The organism is Saccharothrix sp. AJ9571, assembly GCF_021725495.1.
In the GTDB taxonomy this organism is placed as follows: Bacteria; Actinomycetota; Actinomycetes; order Mycobacteriales; family Pseudonocardiaceae; genus Amycolatopsis; species Amycolatopsis magusensis.
Window position 1 is genome coordinate 7,794,578 of record NZ_CP091382.1, and the last position, 15,870, is coordinate 7,810,447.

Consider the following 15,870-nt stretch of genomic DNA (forward strand, 5'->3'; position numbering starts at 1 on the left):
ACAGATGACGGTGTAGCCGCGAACTCAGTCGCTGGCCGACGGCCCTGGTCCGGTCGTGGCGTACCGGGCGGCGATGGTGCGGACGGCCTCGTCGACCACCTGAGCGACGCGTTCGGCGCTCACCTCCCAGCCCGGCACCAGGAGTGCCGGCCAGAAGACGTAGTTGGAGATCATGCCCAGGAACTGGGTGGCCGCGAGGTCCACGTCTTCGATCCGCACCGTTCCCGCCTCGTGTTCGGCCAGGAGGTAGCCGCGTACGGACTCGAAGTAGGGCATCTTCCCGTGCGCGAACTGCGCATTGGCGAGTTCGGGGAATCGCGGCAGCTCGGCGATGACGATGCGGAACAGGTCGGTCATCTGGGCGCGGCCCAACAGCTCGGCGTAGCGGCGACCGATGGTGCTGAGCCCGTCGACGATGTTGCCCGCCGGCGGAGGGTCCTCTTCGTCAGCGGTCGACCACGACTCGGTGACCATGGCGTCGAACAGGGCAGCCTTGCTCGGAAACTGCTTGAACAAGGTGGCCCGCGAAACGCCAGAGCGCTCCGCGATCCGCGCCAGCGACGTCCGGTCGTAGCCCAACTCGAGGAACAGGGCGGTCGCGGCCGTCAGGATCAGCGCGCGCTTCTCCTGGGCGATGCGCTGGTGATACGTCGTCACGCCCTTGCTCATGGGCCGAGCATACGAGGTGAGTGGCTTGACTCGCCACTACCGCCGACCTAGTGTCAGGGGAATGGTGAGTCGCTTGGCTCACCACTGACCGCCGTTCCTCACTGGTGAGCCCGGTCAGTCACTCCCGTACTGAAGGAACATCCGATGCGCCGCTTCGACGACCAGACCGTGCTCGTGACCGGTGGGACCGGTGGCCAGGGATCGAGCCACGTACGCGCCTTTCACGCGGAGGGAGCGAACGTGGTGATCGGCGGCATCGACGCCGAACGCGGCGCCGCTCTCGCCGACGAGCTCGGGACCCGCGCTCGCTTCACCCACCTCGACGTCACCGACGAGAACTCGTGGTCCGCCGCCGTGCTGGCCGCCGAGAGCGCCTTCGGCGCCCTGAACGTGCTCGTCAACAACGCGGGCGTCCAGAACCCGCCGGCGCCGATCGAGAAGACGGACCAGGCCACGTGGGCGCGCATCCTCGACATCAACCTCACCGGGACCTTCCTCGGCATCAAGGTCGCCGCTCCCGTTCTGCGCCGCGCGGCGGGGGGAGCCATCGTCAACATCGCCTCGACCATGAGCCTGGGCGGCACGGCGCACTACGCGCCGTACGTCGCCAGCAAGTGGGCCGTGCGAGGTCTCACCCGAACGGCAGCGCTCGAACTCGGCCGGGACCACATCCGCGTGAACACCATCCACCCCGGCGTGATCGCGACCTCCTTCATCCACGAACCAGCAGCCGGCGCCACCACGGCAATCGCCGACTTCTACTCACCCGAGCCGTTCGCCATCCCCCGGCTCGGCGAGCCGGCCGACGTCACCCGGCTTCTCCTGTTCCTCACCTCATCGGACGCGTCGTTCATCACGGGGTCGGAGTACGTCATCGACGGCGGACTCCTCCTCGGGCCCGCCCTGCAGGCCGAGATCGCATGAGCAGTCCAGACACGACCGGATGGAACGACGCTGGAACACGGGACCTGCCCGATCACCTCCGGCGAGCCATCGAGATCACCCCCGCCGCGGGCACCAGCGAACGGATCATCGACATCACGACACTGGGGCGCCGCACCGGCAGGCCACGCCGCATCGAGATCTTTTTCTACCGGGCTGCGGGCGCCACCTACCTGTGCAGCGGCGCCGGCGGGGCTGCGACCGACTGGCATGCGAACCTTCTCGCCCATTCCAGCTTCACCTTCCACCTCAAGAAAGAGATCCGGGCGGATCTGCCCGCACGGGCCACGCCGGTCACCGACCCCGCTGAACGTCAGGCCGTGCTGGCGGAGATCGTCGCGGATCTCAATCAGCCCCACGACCCCGGCACCATCCGGCCGACCCGGCTCGAAGACTGGGCCGACAGCCGGCTGATGCGCATCAGCTTCCGCCGGCCGTGATCGCGGCCCCCTCGACCTCACCGTCGCCCGGGTCACCGAAGGATTCAGGGCGCGCTGTCATGAGATCAAGTGAAAGATTCCGGCCCGATTCCCCTTTCGATCATCGAACGTCATCGGCCTCGGTTCGCACCCGGTTGGTGGCTGGCCTCGGACGTCCGGCGAGGCAACGTGGTGGGATGCCCCGACGATCGACCACCTCGCTGGTCACCCTTTCGCTCGCCCTCGGCAGCCTGCTCGTGCCCGCCACCGCCCAGGCGAGCGCGCCCACCTACCGCTGCCAAATCGCCACCCTCCATACGATCCTGGTCAACCAGCCGGTGATCGGCTCCCCGTGCACGGGCCCGGTCGGCGCGCAGCCGCCCGGTTCGGTGCTCGACGAGTCGATGAACCGGCTCTACAGCTGCTACTACCTGCAAGGAAACGCCACCCCCACCGGCATGTACGTCTTCGGGAGCATTTGCGAAGAGGTATAGGACCCGGACTCACCGGTGGTGGTGGGTTCCCGGCGTGTGGCCGAAAGCCCGGCGGAAGACGTCGATGAACGCGCTGGTGGACGACCAGCCGCAGGTGTGCGCCACGGTGGTGACCGGTGTGCGGTCGGCCAGCAGGACGAGGGCGTGGTAGAGCCGCAGCTGGGTGCGCCACTGCGGAAAACTCATGCCCAGCTCGGCTTTGCACAGCCGGGTCAGGGTGCGGTCGCTCGCGCCGACCTGGGCGCCGAGGGTCGCGAGGGTGCGGTTGTCGGCCGGATCGGCGTGCAGGATCGCGCAGACCGCCTTCAGCCGCGGATCGGCGGGCGCCGGTAGGTGGACGGGTTGCTGCGGCGCGGCACGGAGCTGGTCGAGCAGGACGGCCCGCAACCGTTGCCGCTCGGGGGAATCCTCGTGTGGCGCGCCGGTGTAGGCGAGGACCAGTTCCCGCAGCAACGGGGCGACGGTCAGCACGCTCGGCTCGGTCAGGCCCAGCGGGTTGTCCGTCGCGGGCAGGCCCACCAGATGCAGTTCGAGCTCGCCGTGCGCGTGGTGGGCGTGGACGGTCCCGGCCGGTACCCAGATGGCGCGGGTGGCCGGCGCGATCCACGAGCCGCGGTCGGTCGTGATGGCCAGCACGCCCTTCGCGGCGTAGACGATCTGGTGGTCGTCGTGCCGGTGCGCGCCGATGCCCGAACCGGCGATCAGCGTCTGAACCCGGGTCGGCGCACGCGGGAGGTGGCGGATTTCCGTCATCAGGCGTCAGTTTATCGGAAGCGCGACACAGCACCGACCGGCGAGCATGGCGGGGTGTGGCGGAACAAGTCGATCATCCTGCTGTCGGCCGGGCACGCCTGCGTCGACGTCTACCAGGGCGCGGTGGCCTCGCTCGTGCCGTTCTTCATCGCCGAGCGCGCCTACGGCTATGCCGCGGCTTCGGGCATCGTGCTCGCGGCGTCCCTGCTGTCCTCGGTGGTGCAACCACTGTTCGGCGCGCTGACCGACCGGTGGGCCATGCCGTGGCTGCTGCCGGTGAGCACGGTCCTGGGCGGACTCGGCATCGCGCTCAGCGGGATCAGCGGTTCCTACGCGCTGACGCTGGCGTTCGTGGCGGTGTCCGGTATCGGCGTCGCCGCCTACCACCCCGAAGCCGCCCGCGTCGCCCGGATCGTCAGCCGCGGCAGCCACACCGCCATGGGCTGGTTCTCCCTCGGCGGCAACCTCGGTTTCGCCGCCGCACCCATTCTCGTCGCCGTCGTGCTCGTCGCCGGTGGGTTGCAACTGTCGCCGCTGCTCGTCGTCCCGGCCCTGGCCGGGAGCGTGCTGTGCCTGCCCGTGCTGCGCGCACTGGCCACACCCGCACGCCCCACCACCGCCGCGGCGAAACCGCACCGACGTGACGACGACCGGGCTTCGTTCCTGAGGCTGTCCCTGGCCGTGGTCTTCCGTTCGGTGGTGTTCGTGGGCCTCAGCGCGTTCATCGCGCTCTACGCCCAGCAACGCACCGAAGGCGGTACCGCGGCGGGCACCGCCGCCCTGTTCCTCCTTTATCTCGGCGGGGCCGTCGGCACCATCCTCGGCAGCAGGCTCGCCAACCGCTGGGACCGGATCACCGTCGTGCGCTGGTCGTACCTGGGCACCATCGGCGCCATCGCCGGGGTCGTGTTCGTTCCCGGCCCGGCCATCTACCTGTTCGTCGCACTGGCCTCCGCCGGGCTCTACACCCCGTTCTCCCTGCAGATCACGCTCGCCCAGGACTACCTGCCCACCCGGGTCGGCACCGCCAGCGGCGTCACCCTCGGCCTGACCGTCAGCATCGGCGGGATCGCCAGCCCGCTCATCGGCACCATCGCCGACCACAGTTCGCTGCAACTCGCGCTCGCCCCGCTGGCCGTCCTGCCCGCGTTGAGCTGGCTCGTCATCCGCACCCTGCCCGAACCCAGCGCCAGGTACGGCTAGGCCACTGTCCTGTGAGGACGCCGCCGCCCTCGACGCCCGCCGCGAGTAGCCCTTCCCACTCACGGAAGCCCCTGAACGCTATGAAGTAATCTCAACGACTTTCAGGTGAGCCGGCCGTGTTCGAAGTGGGTGAGTACGAGTGCGGCTTTGACGATGTCGCCGATCTTGCGTGGGCTGGTGGTGATGTGGCGCAGCGCGCGCCAGCGGCCGACCAGCAGGGCGAAGCCGCGTTCGCCCAGGCAGCGCAGCCCACGCAGCAGGGCGCTGTAGGTGCGGGTGTTCACGTCGAGTTCGCGGCCGTGGGAGGGCTGTTTGACCGGGGTGTGAACGCCGATCCCGGCGCCGTCGTAGCCGCCGTCGGCCAGGGTGGGCAGGTTGAGCTGGGAGGCTGCCCAGCACAGGGCGGTGAGCACGTGGGCGCGGGCGGCGGTCAGGTCGCGGGTCGAGCCGGGTTCGACGTCGGCGACCCACAGCGGGAAACCGTCCGGGGCGCAGAGGGCTTGGATGTTGCCGCCGGGCTCGTGGGCCTTACCGGAGTACCAGGCGTCGATCAGCTTGCCTTTTGACGCTGATGGTCTGTTCTGCGAGCCGGTCGCTGGCGAACAGCTTGCCATCCAGAATGACGTGGGTAACGCCGTCGGCGTGGGCCTGCTGCAGGGCTTCGTGCAGGTCCGGGCCTGCGCGGCGAGGACCGTGATGATCTCGTCCAGGTAGCGGTAGCCGGTGGCGCGGGAGATGCCGTGGTCACGGGCCAGCGCGGCGACATCGCGGTTGTCACGGAACCACCGCAGCGCGAACACCGCCTGGTAGAAGCAGGTCAGCGTCCTGCTGCCCTGACGGGTGCCGCGCTCGCGGCGTTCGGCGCGCAGCAGCCGGCCGACGTACTGGGCGAGTTCGCGGGGGACGTCGAGCATGGCACGATACGGAATCAAAGGGGGAGTACGTCCTGGCAATCGTCGGCGGCGCGCTGGTCGCCAGGGCCACCCTGGCGTTCCTGGTCGAGCCGCTCGGCGAGGTGGACGAGGGCACGAAAGTACGCGATGAACGCCGTAATCCTCCTCGGCACCATCGCGCTGTTGACCGGCGCCGCCACCCGCGTCCGCCGCGCCGAAAGGGGTGTGATCGCATGCTGACCCTTCGGGGCATGACCTACCTGGTGGACGACGCTCCAAAGTATGTCGTTCGGCGGGATCTCCAGGCGATCCACGACGAACTGCACTGCACGACCGTGTCGGTAATCGGTCCTGACGGTGACCAGCTCGTCGCGGCAGCCGAGTACGCACTGGAAGTCGGGCTGGACGTGTGGATCCGACCGAACCTGGTGGACCACCGCGAGCCTGAGGTCCTGGCACACCTGGAGAGAATCGGCGTGGCGGCCGAAGAACTGCGCGCACGCCATCCGGGCCGGGTGACGTTGTTCGTCGGCAGCGAGTTCTCCCATACCGTTCGCGGGATCGTGCCCGGCCGGTGGTCCTTCCTTCGGCTGCGGGTCATCTTCAAGGCACGCCTGCTCGTGCGACGGCGGATGAACCGGCGGCTCGACTTCCTGCTCGGCCGGGCCGCCGAGACGGCGCGGCGGGTGTTCCGCGGCTCGGTCGGCTACGGGGCGGCGAGCTGGGAGGAGGTCGACTGGTCCCGGTTCGACTCGGTGGCCATCAGCCTCTACCGGACGGGAACCGACCATGCCGCTTACGCCCGCCGCGTGACAGATCTGGTGCGGGACAACGACAAGCCGGTGATCATCAACGAGTTCGGCTGCGGCGCCTACGAGGGCGCCGAACTCAGGGGACCGGCCTCGTTCCGGATCGTCAACTGGTTCGCCGAGGAACCCACGATCAAGGGTGATCACCCGAGGAACGAACAAACCCAGGCCCGCTATCTGGGCGAGCTGATCGATCTCTACAACGAGACCGGCGTGCACGGCTGCTTCGTCTTCACCTTCGCCATGCCCGACTACCCCCACCACGACGACCCGCGCCGCGACCTGGACAAGGCCGGGTTCGGCATCGTAAAGGTCACGGTCGGCGACCCGACCACCTGGACCCCAAAGGCAGCCTTCCACGAGGTGGCCAAGCGCTACGGCGGCTAGCGGGCCGCCATCCGATCGAGCGCCAAACTCACTGAGATCACCTCTATGAGTGGGGCATTACTGGCGTTCAACGCAAGTAATGCCCCACTCCCAGCATTCGCAACGTGGCTGGCTGGGGGAGCGGCTAGCGCAGCACGCGGTGGCGGAGGTGGACGGCACCCGATTCGAAGGTGCGGGTTTCGACCAGTTCGAGATCCACCCGGCGCTCGTGCTGGGGGAAGAACGGCCGGCCGCCGCCGAGCAGCACCGGGAAGACCCGGACCAGGTACTCGTCGATCAGGTCCAGCGCGGCCGCCTCGGCGGCGAGGGTCGCGCCGCCGAGGGCGATGGAGCCCTCCCCAGGCTCGGCTCGCAACCGCTCGATCTCCTCCGCCAGGCTGCCGGAAGCCAGGCGGGCTCGGCCCTGCACCGACGACAACGTGGAGGAGAACACCACCTTGGGCAGCGGGTTCCAGAGCGCGACCCACTCGAGCCTCAAGTCGTCGAGGGTGTCGTTCTGCTCGGCGGTCTCCCAGTACAGCATCGTCTCGTACAGCCGCCGCCCCAGGAGGTGGACGCCGACCTCCTTGATCTCCTTGATGGAGTGGCGGAAAACCTCATCGCTGGGCGTGGTCCAGTTGAAGCCGCCGTCCGGCCCGACGATGTAGCCGTCCAGTGAAACGCCCATCGAATAGGTCACGCTGCGCATCAGAAGTCCTCCTTGATCACGGGGTCGACAACTACGACCACCGAAGGCCGCGAAACTCATCGCGGATCGCCGGATTTTTCCGCGTTATCGCCGCAGACGGCCTTCGATGCCGTCGAGGATGAGGTCGAGGCCCAGCCGGAAGGTCTCGTCGGCGTCCAGGTGGACGGCATCGCGCACCACCGTGGCCAGTGCGGGGAGTTCACCGGTGGCGAGCTTCCGCTTCAGGTAGGGCCCGAGCTCGGCCTGCCAGCGCCTTTCGTCCATCCCGGTGGCCCGCTCGGCGCGCCGCTCGGCGATCTCGCGGCGCACCGCGCCGATCACGTACGAGTCGACCGCGGTGACCAGCGGCATGGCGAGGTCCACGTCGACGCCGTCCAGCGCGGACAGCACGGCTTCTCCCCTGGCCAGCGCGTGCGGCCCGAGCTGGGGCCGCCCGCCGATCAGGTCGGCGAGCCATTCGTGGTGGTGAACCGCCTGCCGGGTGGTTTCGGCGAGGGAGCGCAGCACCGCTCGCCAGTCGTTCCCCTCCGGCCGGATCTCCGCGTAGACCGCGTCGACCATCAGGTCGAGCAACTCGTCCTTGGTGGCGATGTAGCCGTACAGCCGCATCGGCCCGACCTCCAGCGCCGCGGCGACCTTGCGCAGGGACACCGCCTCGAGGCCGTCCGCGTCGGCCAGCTGGATCGCCGTTCGCACGATCCGCTCCCGGCTCAACGGGGCCAGCACCGGTCGCGCCGGCGGCTCCGGCCGCTCCCACACCAACATGCCGCAGACCATACAACGCCTGCCGCGATACACTGTATCGAGAGATACGCCGTATCAAAGGAGAGCCATGACCATCGCCATCGTCGGAGCCGGCCTCGGCGGCCTGACCCTCGCCCGGATGCTGCACCTGAACGGCATCGACGCCGTCGTCTACGAGCGTGAACCCTCGCGCGACGCACGCGGCCAGGGCGGCATGCTCGACATCCACTCCGGCCAGCGTGCGCTGCGCGAGGCCGGGCTGATCGACCAGTTCCACGAAATCGCCCGTGGTGAAGGCCAGGACATGCGTCTTCTCGAGTCGGACGGCACTCTGCTGCTCCAGGAGGACACGCCCGACGACGCCCCGCTCGATCGCCCCGAGGTCGACCGCGCCGATCTGCGTGACCTGCTGCTCGACTCCCTCCCCGAGGACGCGGTGCGCTGGGGGTACGCGTTCGAGTCCGCCGGCGACGGCGTGCTGCGTTTCGCCGACGGCAGCAGTGCGGCCTATGACCTGCTGGTCGGCGCCGACGGCGCGAACTCGCGGGTCCGTGCGCTGCTCACCGATGCCCGACCGGCGCACATCGGCCAGAACTGCGTCGAGATCGGCATCCCCGACATCGACCGCACCCACCCCGGCCTCGCGGCGATGGTCGGGCGCGGCAACTACTGGGTGCTCGGCGACGGGAAATCACTGGCGGCACAGCGCAATGGCGACGGCCGCGTGCGCATCGGCCTCAACTTCTACCGCACCGGCGAAGACTTCTTCGCCACCAGCGGGATCCCGTTCGACGACCCGGCCGCCGCCCGGGCGCGGCTGATGGACCTGTTCGACGGCTGGGACGCACGGATCACCGCACTGATCGCGGCCTGCGACGACACGGTCGTGCCCCGGGCGCTCACCACGCTCCCGATCGGCCTGACCTGGCCGTCGACCCCGGGCGTCACGCTGGTCGGCGATGCCGCGCACCTGATGCCGCCGGTGGGAGAAGGCGCCAACATGGCCCTGCTCGACGGTGCCGTGCTCGGCCTCGCGCTGGCCGCGCACCCGGACGACTTCGCCGCCGCCGTCACCGAATACGAACAGGAGATGTTCGACCGCACCAGCGCCGCCGCCCGGGACTCCGCGAGAATCCAGGAGCTGCTGGAAGCGCCGGACGCCAGCCGGCGCTTGCTCGCGTTCTTCCAGCCGAACTGAAAGCCGGTGATCACGGCTCTCGGAGGCGGTGGACCAGTGCGTCCAGCGCCAGCGAGTAGCCACGCCATCCCGCGCCCGCCAGGTACACGGCCGCGTGGGCGGCGAAGACGTCGGTCCGGTCCTTGCCGTCGTGCGCGTGCCACTGCGAGATGTGCACGACGGCGAACGGGCGGCCGGTGTCGGACAGCGCGTCGAGCCACGCGTAGCCGTAGGAAGCCAGGCCCGCGGGGTTCACCACGTACCCGTCGATGGCGGGCTGCCGGTCCTGGACCCATTCGGTGAGCGCGCCTTCGTGGTTCGACTGGAAGTGCAGCGCGGTCACGTCCAGCCTGGCCGCGGTCGCGTCGACGTCGCGGGTGATGTCGTCGAGGGTCGCGACCCCGTACTTGGCCGGGTCGCGCTCACCGAGGCGGTTGAGGTTCGGCCCGTGCAGGATCGCCAGGTGCATCGGTGGTGCCTCCTCGGTAGGTCGGCAGGATCGACCGCGGGATCGGCCCCTTGTTGCGCCGGCCCTGCGTGGTCTCTTCCCACGCGTGCGCCAGGATTCCCACGCTCCTGCTGAGCACGAACAGGCCGCGGGCCAGCGGCGGCGGGAAACCCAGTTCGGCGTAGATCACCGCGGTGGCGCCGTCGATGTTCATCGGCACCGGTTTGCCGCGGCCGTGGTTCAGCCGTGCCTCGACAGCCCGCGCGGCACGCACGTGCCGTCCCGCGACGACGCCGTCCTCGACGGCACGGTCGACGAGGGCGAGCAGCGGGGCGCGGCGTGGATCGACCGGGTGGAACCGGTGCCCGAACCCCGGCACGTAGCGGTGCTCGCTGATCGCCCGGACGGTGGCGGCGTCGAGAGACTGCCCCGCGTCCTCCAGGCTGACGATTTCGGTGAGCAGCTCGACGCACTGCTGCCCCGCTCCCCCGTGGGCGTCACCGAGCGCGTTCACCCCGGAGGCCATGGCGTTGTTGATCCCGACCCCGCAGGTCGCGGTCATCCGGGCGATGGCGATGGACGGGGCCTGCGGTCCGTGGTCGACGGAGGCCACCATCGCCGCCTCCAGCAACTCCGCCTCCCCCGGTGCGGGCGGGCCGCCGCGGGTCATCAGCCAGATCGTCGCGACCAGCCCGGCGGAGCCGATAAGGTCCTGGATCGGCGTGCCCCGCAGTTCCAGCACCCCCGGCGCCATCCGGGTGATGCCGGTCGCCCACCAGTCGGCGACCTCGGCGTCCGTGGTCATCGGCGGCCTTCACCCCAGCGGTCGGCGAACGCCCCGGTCTGCGCGTTGTGCTCCCCCAGCAGGGGTGGCGCGCCCGTCGGCCGCAGTGGCGCGCCGTTGATCAGGACCCCGTTCCCGCTGGTGCGCACGACCCGGCCGGTGTCGCCGGGGAAGGGCACGTCGGTGAAGAAACCCCGGTGCGCCAACTGTTCGGACTCCACTGCCTGCGGCACGGTCAGGATGCGCGCCGCGGGGACACCGACGGCGGGCAGGAGCCGTTCCCATTCGACGGCCGTGCGCTTGCGCAGTTCGCGGGTCAGTTCGGTGTTCAGCGCGTCCCGGTGCTCTTTGCGTGCTTCGCGGTCGGCGAACCTCGGATCGATCATCAGGTCGGCCCGGTCGAGCAGCCCGCACAGCTTTTCGAACTGGACCTGCCGGTTGGCGGCGATGTTGAGCAGCCCGTCCGCGGTTTCGAAGGTGCCGGACGGCGCCGCGGTCGCGTTCTGCTGTCCGGTCGGACCGGGTCGGACGCCGCTGATCACGTAGTGCGAAACGGCCCAGCCCATCGCCGAAATCGACGCCTCGAGCATCGACAGGTCGAGGAAGCAGCCCTCGCCGGTGCGCGCCCGGCCGACCAGCGCCGCTGAGATCGACAGCGCGGCCATCAGCCCGCCAACGGTGTCGCAGACCGGGAACCCGACCCGCAGCGGCGCGGTGTCCTCGGTGCCGGTGATGCTCATCATCCCGGAGAGCCCCTGGATGATCTGGTCGTAGGCGGGCGCCTGGCTCATCGGGCCGGTCTGCCCGAAGCCGGTGATCGCGCAGTAGACGAGTCCCGGATTTATTTCCCGCAACCGGTCCCAGCCGAAACCCAACCGGGCGAGTACCCCGGCACGGAAATTTTCGATCAGCACGTCCGCGCCGCGCACCAGGTGTTCGAATTCCGCGCGTTGCGCGTCGTTCTTCAGATCCAGTTCGATCGATTTCTTGCCCGCGTTCTGCGCGAGGAAGGAGGCGCCGACACCGGCCCGGTTCAGCTCGGCGTCCGGGCCGAGATGCCGGGCCAGGTCCCCGGATCCGGGCACTTCGACCTTGACCACCTCGGCACCGAAGAGCGTCAGCTGATAACTGCAGTAGGGGCCGGCCAGCACGTTGGTGAGATCGAGTACCCGGATTCCGTGCAACGGTGGTTTTTCCATGCGTCTGCTCCTTCTGCGAATGACGCGCAGAACTGAAAGGACACCGCACCGGCCGGGGGACCTACATGCGGAATGGGTGGTCGAAACCGCGCTCGGTCAGGTGCCCGGAGACCTCGATCAGCGTGGCGACGAATTCGGTGACGCGGTCGTCGGGGAACCGCACCGTCGGCCCGGACAGCGACAGTGCGGCGATCGCTGTGCCCGAGCGGCCGAAGACGGGCACGGCGACGGCGGACAGTCCCGTCTCGCGTTCACCGTGGCTGAAGGCGTAGCCGCGCTCGGTGGCCTCGTCGATCTGCGCCCGCAGGGAATCGAGGTGGTCCGGTCCGTACGGCGAACTGCGGGCCACCCGGGAGAGGTGCGCGGAGTCGGAGTTCCGCAACAGGATCTTCGACGAGGCGCCCGCCCACAGCGGCAGCTCGTCACCGACGTGCACGACGTGACGCAGGGGCTGCGGGCTTTCCTGCTGGGCGACGCAGACCCGGTAGATGTCGCGGACGACGTAGAGGTTGACGGTCTCCCGCTGCCGCTGCGCGAGGCCGCGCATCAGTTCCTTGGTCTCGGGCGGGAGTTCCCAGCTGCTGCGGGCGAGGTGCGCCCAGCGCCACAGGCTCGGCCCGGCCAGGTAGCCCTTCGCCGTGGACCACAGCAGACCGTTCTGCTCCAGGGTCTGCACGAGCCGGATCACCGTGGTCTTGGCCAGCCCGGTGGCCCGCACGATCTCACCGATGGAGATCGCGGGCGTGGACTCGGTCAGCAGTCCCAGGATGTCGAAGGCGCGCTGCACGCTGCGCACGCCGCCGGACTCGCCGACGTCGCCCGTATCAGGGACCTGCTCGGTACCCGCCGATTTGACCACGGTTTCCCCTCTTGCCACGACGATCCACCATCCTCACCGCTTCGCCTCCGCTCCGTCCAGTTTCTTCGATCCGAGACTTGCCAGCGAAAGGGGGCGAGCCGTACGTTACACCCAGTCCGTACAGCGGTCCAGTTGTACCGCTTGATGGTTCACGAGGAGAACTGTGGTGCTGACCGACGTTCTCGACCAAGCCAGAGCCGACTCGATCACCGAAGCACCGGCGTACGTCGCCGGGCAGTGGGCCACGGAGGGCTCCCCCGTGGAGCGGGTCGGTCCGTACCTCCGCGAAGCCGTCTCCCGCTCCTACCCCGCCTCTCCCGCACAGGTCGCGGCCGCAAGGGAATTCACCCGTACGGGAGCCCGGGCGGTCGCCGAGCTGGCACCGGCCACGAGAGCCGCGGTGCTCGACCGGGCCTCCGCGCTGGCGACCACGCACCGCGCCGAGGTCGCCAGGCTCATCGCCCGCGAACTGGGGAAGCCGGTGAAGGACGGGCTGGGCGAAATGGACCGCGTGGCGGACACCTTCGCGGTGTGCGCCGCCGAGGCCCGGCAACTCGGCGGCGAGACGTTGCCGGTCGCCGGATGGGCTCGCGGCGTCGGGAACACCGCCTTCACCTACCGGGCGCCCGCCGGGGTGGCGCTGGCCATCACCCCGTTCAACGCACCGGCGAACCTGCTCGCGCACAAGCTCGGCGCCTCGTTCGCGGCGGGGAACACCACGCTGGTCAAGGCGCCACCACAGGCGCCCGCCACCACCACCGCGATGGTCGCGCTGGTGCTCGAAGCGGGCATGCCGCCCGAAGCGGTGCAGCTGCTGCACGGTGATGGCGGCGTCGGCGCCGCGTTGTGCGCTGCCCCGGAGGTCAGCGTCATCAGTTTCACCGGCAGCCCCGAGACCGGTGCCGCCGTCGCTCGCGCCGCCGGGGCGAAGCGGCTGGTGCTGGAACTGGGCGGGAACGCGGCCACGATCGTCTGCGCGGACGCGGACCTCCCGCACGCGGCCAGGATCTGCGCCCGCACCGGCTACAGCAACTCCGGGCAGAGCTGCATCTCCGTGCAACGCGTCTACGTCCAGCGGTCCAGGTTCGCGGAGTTCGTCGAGCTGTTCCGCGCCGAGGTCGCCGGGCTCACCGTCGGCGACCCGCTCGACCCGGCCACCGACGTCGGCTCCATGGTGGACGACGAGGCAGCCGCCCGGGTGGAGAAGTGGATCACGCAGGCCACCACGTCCGGTGCCCGGCTCGTCGTCGGCGGCGAGCGCGACGGCGCGACCCTGCGGCCCGCGGTGGTCGCCGATCCACCCGCCGACGCCACGCTCGTGACCGACGAGGTCTTCGGCGCGCTGGTCGCCGTGCTCCCCTACGACGACCTCACCGACGTCATCGAGACCTGCAACAGCAGCAGGTACGGACTGCAGGCCGGCCTGTTCACCCAGGACCTCACCACGGTGTTCCGGGCGTGGCGGGATCTGCAGGTGGGCGGCCTGATCGTGAACGGGTCGTCGAACTACCGGCTCGACCACGTCCCGTTCGGCGGCGTGAAGGACTCCGGCTTCGGACGGGAGGCACCGGCGCAGATGATCGACGACTACACCGTGGTCAAGACCCTGATCCTGCGTGAGCTGTCCATCTGGGGGCGGGGATGAGCGTCACCGCCGCGGAGGCACTGGCCGCCCAGCTCGAGTCCTACGGCGTCGAGTACGTCTTCGGCACCTGCGGGCACACCAACATCGCCTTCCTGGACGCACTGGGCCGCAGCGGCATCCGGTTCGTCATCGCCAGGCACGAACAGGCCGCCGCCCACGCCGCCGACGGGTACGCGCGCATGACGGGGAAACCCGGCGTGCTGCTGGTCCACGTGGGACCGGGCATGATGAACGCCGTCACCGGCGTCGCGACGGCGGCGCTGGACTCGGTACCGCTGATCACCATCGCCGGGGACATCCCGTCCTACTACCACGGCCGTCACCCGCACCAGGAGGTCAACCTCCACGCCGACGCCGATCAGACCGCCATCTACGCGCCCTTCGTGAAGCGGGCGTGGCGCGCGCACCGGGCGGAGGACATCGCGCGGTTCACCGAGCGGGCGTTCTGGACGGCGACCTCCGGCAGGCCGGGCGCGGTCCTGCTGAACATCCCCATGGACCTGTTCTCGCGCCAGGTTCCGGCGGGGCCGGCTTTCCCGCTCGTCAAGCACAGTCCCGCACCGGCCCTGTCCACAGAGGACGCGGACCGGATAGCGGAGCTGCTCGTCGACGCCGAGAAGCCACTGATCTACCTCGGCGGCGGCCTTCGTGACGAGAAAGGCCGGGCGGCCCTCCTGCGGCTCGCCGAGCACCTGGACATCCCGATCGCCCACTCCCTGATGGCGAAGGGCGTCGTCGACGACCGGCACCCGCTGGTCATGGGCATGACCGGGTTCTGGGGCCTGGAGCTGACCAACAAGTACACGCGGGACGCCGACGTGGTCCTCGCGCTCGCGACCCGGTTCGCCGAGACCGACGCCAGCTCCTGGAATCCCGACTATACCTGGCAGTTCCCGCCCGCGCGGCTCATCCAGATCGACATCGACCCCGCGGAGATCGGCCGCAACTACCCGGTCGAGATCGGGGCCGTCGCGGACGCCGCACTCGCGGTCGACGCCATCGCCTCCGCCGTCACCGCGCGGAGTCCACAAGGGACGGATCGCCCGGCGATGCGCGAGAAGATCGCGGCCGAGCGGCGGGAACTGTTCGGCGCGAGCCGGGAACGCGGCCGCAGCGAGGACTTCCCGCTCCGGCCGGAACGCATCCTCGCCGACCTGCGCGACGCGCTGCCCGCCGACGCGGTGCTCGTCACCGACGTCGGCTGGAACAAGAACGGTGTCGCGCAGTGCTACGAACTGCCGCCGGAAGGCCGGTTCGTCACCCCCGGCGGACTTTCCACCATGGGCTTCGGCCCGGCCGCCGCGGTCGGGGTGCAGCTCGCCGAGCCGGACCGCGTGGTGGTCGCGCTGGTCGGTGACGGCGGGCTGAGCGCCCAGTTGCCTGCCGTGCCGATGGCGGTCGAGCAGGGGTTGCCGGTCATCTTCCTGGTGATGAACAACCGGGCGCACGGCACGATCGCCGATCTTCAGGCCGCGAGCTTCGGCGCCAGTTACGGCTGCGAGTTCACCGACGCCGACGGCAACCCCTACTCCCCCGACTTCGCCGCCTACGGCCGGGCGTGCGGCGCCGACGGTCACCTCATCGGGAAACCGGCGGACCTGGCCGAGGCACTGCGGACCGCGATCGAGAGCCGCAGGACCTCGGTGCTCGACGTGCCGATGGTGAACGAGCCCGTGCCCACCCCCGGGCATTGGAACATCAAGGACATCTACCGCGGCGCCTTCGACTGAGTCCCCCTGCTGATCTCACAACTTGAA

At 69.8% G+C, this 15,870-nt stretch carries 16 protein-coding genes and 1 pseudogene; 8 read left to right on the forward strand and 9 right to left on the reverse strand.

Going from position 1 to position 15,870, the window contains the following annotated elements; all coding sequences use genetic code 11:
• Positions 1–24 precede the first annotated feature (24 nt).
• On the reverse strand, positions 25–669 hold the full coding sequence (locus L3Q67_RS35060; RefSeq protein WP_499185705.1) for a TetR/AcrR family transcriptional regulator: 645 nt from the start codon (positions 667–669) through the stop codon (positions 25–27).
• 144 nt (positions 670–813) lie between these two features.
• Between L3Q67_RS35060 and L3Q67_RS35065 the strand changes: the two genes are divergently transcribed.
• The 3 genes from L3Q67_RS35065 to L3Q67_RS35075 all read left to right on the forward strand — a co-directional run bounded on the left by L3Q67_RS35065 (position 814) and on the right by L3Q67_RS35075 (position 2,524).
• Positions 814–1,593, forward strand: a complete 780-nt coding sequence (locus tag L3Q67_RS35065; protein ID WP_499185706.1) for a Rossmann-fold NAD(P)-binding domain-containing protein — start codon at positions 814–816, stop codon at positions 1,591–1,593.
• The gene (locus tag L3Q67_RS35070) at positions 1,590–2,051 is read left to right on the forward strand and encodes a PNPOx family protein (RefSeq protein WP_499185707.1); all 462 of its coding nucleotides are present in this window, start codon (positions 1,590–1,592) and stop codon (positions 2,049–2,051) included. Before L3Q67_RS35065 ends, L3Q67_RS35070 begins: the two co-directional genes overlap by 4 nt.
• 176 nt (positions 2,052–2,227) lie before the next feature.
• Entirely contained in the window at positions 2,228–2,524 is a 297-nt protein-coding gene (locus L3Q67_RS35075; RefSeq protein WP_499185708.1) for a hypothetical protein, read from the forward strand.
• 9 nt (positions 2,525–2,533) lie between these two features.
• On the opposite strand, the gene L3Q67_RS35080 is transcribed toward L3Q67_RS35075, so the two are convergent.
• Positions 2,534–3,277 carry an AraC family transcriptional regulator gene (locus L3Q67_RS35080; protein WP_499185709.1) on the reverse strand — a complete coding sequence of 248 codons (744 nt, stop codon included), beginning with the start codon at positions 3,275–3,277 and terminating at the stop codon, positions 2,534–2,536.
• A gap of 54 nt (positions 3,278–3,331) precedes the next feature.
• On the opposite strand from L3Q67_RS35080, the gene L3Q67_RS35085 reads away from it, so the two are divergent.
• The gene (locus L3Q67_RS35085) at positions 3,332–4,480 is read left to right on the forward strand and encodes an MFS transporter (RefSeq protein ID WP_499185710.1); all 1,149 of its coding nucleotides are present in this window, start codon (positions 3,332–3,334) and stop codon (positions 4,478–4,480) included.
• A gap of 101 nt (positions 4,481–4,581) precedes the next feature.
• On the opposite strand, the pseudogene L3Q67_RS35090 reads toward L3Q67_RS35085, so the two are convergent.
• Positions 4,582–5,412: pseudogene (locus L3Q67_RS35090) on the reverse strand (transposase family protein).
• Between the two features lie 83 nt (positions 5,413–5,495).
• On the opposite strand from L3Q67_RS35090, the gene L3Q67_RS35095 reads away from it, so the two are divergent.
• Complete coding sequence (locus tag L3Q67_RS35095; protein WP_499185711.1) at positions 5,496–6,569, forward strand: glycoside hydrolase family 113 protein; 1,074 nt, start codon at positions 5,496–5,498, stop codon at positions 6,567–6,569.
• Between the two features lie 124 nt (positions 6,570–6,693).
• Here the strand turns inward: L3Q67_RS35095 and L3Q67_RS35100 are convergent, their stop codons facing one another.
• Both L3Q67_RS35100 and L3Q67_RS35105 read right to left on the reverse strand, forming a co-directional pair.
• Positions 6,694–7,257 carry a dihydrofolate reductase family protein gene (locus L3Q67_RS35100; RefSeq protein ID WP_499185712.1) on the reverse strand — a complete coding sequence of 188 codons (564 nt, stop codon included), beginning with the start codon at positions 7,255–7,257 and terminating at the stop codon, positions 6,694–6,696.
• A gap of 84 nt (positions 7,258–7,341) precedes the next feature.
• The gene (locus L3Q67_RS35105) at positions 7,342–8,022 is read right to left on the reverse strand and encodes a TetR/AcrR family transcriptional regulator (protein ID WP_499185713.1); all 681 of its coding nucleotides are present in this window, start codon (positions 8,020–8,022) and stop codon (positions 7,342–7,344) included.
• A 67-nt stretch (positions 8,023–8,089) separates the two neighbouring features.
• On the opposite strand from L3Q67_RS35105, the gene L3Q67_RS35110 reads away from it, so the two are divergent.
• Positions 8,090–9,199: an FAD-dependent oxidoreductase gene (locus L3Q67_RS35110; RefSeq protein ID WP_499185714.1), complete on the forward strand. Its 1,110-nt coding sequence runs from the start codon at positions 8,090–8,092 to the stop codon at positions 9,197–9,199.
• Positions 9,200–9,209: 10 nt separating this feature from the next.
• Here L3Q67_RS35110 and L3Q67_RS35115 read toward each other — a convergent pair whose 3' ends face one another.
• The 4 genes from L3Q67_RS35115 to L3Q67_RS35130 form a co-directional block, all read right to left on the reverse strand.
• The gene (locus L3Q67_RS35115) at positions 9,210–9,647 is read right to left on the reverse strand and encodes a type II 3-dehydroquinate dehydratase (RefSeq protein ID WP_499185715.1); all 438 of its coding nucleotides are present in this window, start codon (positions 9,645–9,647) and stop codon (positions 9,210–9,212) included.
• Positions 9,601–10,431, reverse strand: coding sequence for a citryl-CoA lyase (locus L3Q67_RS35120; protein ID WP_499185716.1), 831 nt, complete (start codon positions 10,429–10,431; stop codon positions 9,601–9,603). Before L3Q67_RS35120 ends, L3Q67_RS35115 begins: the two co-directional genes overlap by 47 nt.
• Complete coding sequence (locus L3Q67_RS35125; protein WP_499185717.1) at positions 10,428–11,609, reverse strand: CaiB/BaiF CoA transferase family protein; 1,182 nt, start codon at positions 11,607–11,609, stop codon at positions 10,428–10,430. Before L3Q67_RS35125 ends, L3Q67_RS35120 begins: the two co-directional genes overlap by 4 nt.
• Before the next feature lie 61 nt (positions 11,610–11,670).
• On the reverse strand, positions 11,671–12,486 hold the full coding sequence (locus L3Q67_RS35130; RefSeq protein WP_499185718.1) for an IclR family transcriptional regulator: 816 nt from the start codon (positions 12,484–12,486) through the stop codon (positions 11,671–11,673).
• A 148-nt stretch (positions 12,487–12,634) separates the two neighbouring features.
• Here L3Q67_RS35130 and L3Q67_RS35135 point away from each other — a divergent pair, with 148 nt between their 5' ends.
• On the forward strand, positions 12,635–14,113 hold the full coding sequence (locus L3Q67_RS35135; RefSeq protein ID WP_499185719.1) for an aldehyde dehydrogenase family protein: 1,479 nt from the start codon (positions 12,635–12,637) through the stop codon (positions 14,111–14,113).
• Positions 14,110–15,843: a thiamine pyrophosphate-binding protein gene (locus L3Q67_RS35140; protein ID WP_499185720.1), complete on the forward strand. Its 1,734-nt coding sequence runs from the start codon at positions 14,110–14,112 to the stop codon at positions 15,841–15,843. Before L3Q67_RS35135 ends, L3Q67_RS35140 begins: the two co-directional genes overlap by 4 nt.
• Positions 15,844–15,870 lie beyond the last annotated feature (27 nt).

Excerpts from the sequence above, each read along its gene's own strand:
- L3Q67_RS35060 (WP_499185705.1), bottom strand. The coding sequence starts at position 669 with ATGAGCAAGGGCGTGACGACGTATCACCAGCGCATCGCCCAGGAGAAG.
- L3Q67_RS35065 (WP_499185706.1), top strand. The coding sequence starts at position 814 with ATGCGCCGCTTCGACGACCAGACCGTGCTCGTGACCGGTGGGACCGGT.
- L3Q67_RS35070 (WP_499185707.1), top strand. The coding sequence starts at position 1,590 with ATGAGCAGTCCAGACACGACCGGATGGAACGACGCTGGAACACGGGAC.
- L3Q67_RS35075 (WP_499185708.1), top strand. The coding sequence starts at position 2,228 with ATGCCCCGACGATCGACCACCTCGCTGGTCACCCTTTCGCTCGCCCTC.
- L3Q67_RS35080 (WP_499185709.1), bottom strand. The coding sequence starts at position 3,277 with ATGACGGAAATCCGCCACCTCCCGCGTGCGCCGACCCGGGTTCAGACG.
- L3Q67_RS35100 (WP_499185712.1), bottom strand. The coding sequence starts at position 7,257 with ATGCGCAGCGTGACCTATTCGATGGGCGTTTCACTGGACGGCTACATC.
- L3Q67_RS35105 (WP_499185713.1), bottom strand. The coding sequence starts at position 8,022 with ATGTTGGTGTGGGAGCGGCCGGAGCCGCCGGCGCGACCGGTGCTGGCC.
- L3Q67_RS35110 (WP_499185714.1), top strand. The coding sequence starts at position 8,090 with ATGACCATCGCCATCGTCGGAGCCGGCCTCGGCGGCCTGACCCTCGCC.
- L3Q67_RS35115 (WP_499185715.1), bottom strand. The coding sequence starts at position 9,647 with ATGCACCTGGCGATCCTGCACGGGCCGAACCTCAACCGCCTCGGTGAG.
- L3Q67_RS35120 (WP_499185716.1), bottom strand. The coding sequence starts at position 10,431 with ATGACCACGGACGCCGAGGTCGCCGACTGGTGGGCGACCGGCATCACC.
- L3Q67_RS35125 (WP_499185717.1), bottom strand. The coding sequence starts at position 11,609 with ATGGAAAAACCACCGTTGCACGGAATCCGGGTACTCGATCTCACCAAC.
- L3Q67_RS35140 (WP_499185720.1), top strand. The coding sequence starts at position 14,110 with ATGAGCGTCACCGCCGCGGAGGCACTGGCCGCCCAGCTCGAGTCCTAC.